Source organism: Janthinobacterium lividum (assembly GCF_011601275.1).
GTDB classification, from domain to species: Bacteria; Pseudomonadota; Gammaproteobacteria; order Burkholderiales; family Burkholderiaceae_D; genus Janthinobacterium; species Janthinobacterium lividum_E.
This window is the reverse complement of record NZ_JAAOLY010000078.1, coordinates 1-286: the sequence shown is the minus strand read 5'-3', so window position 1 is coordinate 286 and position 286 is coordinate 1. Positions and strand designations below refer to the sequence as shown.

At 48.6% G+C, this 286-nt stretch carries 1 rRNA gene; it reads right to left on the bottom strand.

What is annotated here, in order from left to right:
* Positions 1-104, bottom strand: a 5S ribosomal RNA gene (rrf, locus tag GYK42_RS28965); the annotation flags it as partial.
* Positions 105-286 lie beyond the last annotated feature (182 nt).

The following is a 286-nucleotide window of genomic DNA, read 5'->3' as shown; positions in this document are numbered from 1 at the left end:
TAACCTACTTTCACACTGGTTGCAGCACTATCATCGGCGCAAAGTTGTTTCACGGTCCTGTTCGGGATGGGAAGGGGTGGGACCAACTTGCTATGGTCATCAGGCATAACTTGTACTGGCGTTTGTCCTCGGTGGAGCGACAAAGCCTGAATCTGGAAGAAGCAAAGATTGGGGTAATGACTGGTAGTATCAACACACACGCAACGTTGTACCGTCTTATCCTCTGTACCTGCTAAGGTTATAGGGACAAGCCGTACGGGCAATTAGTACTGGTTAGCTTAATGCA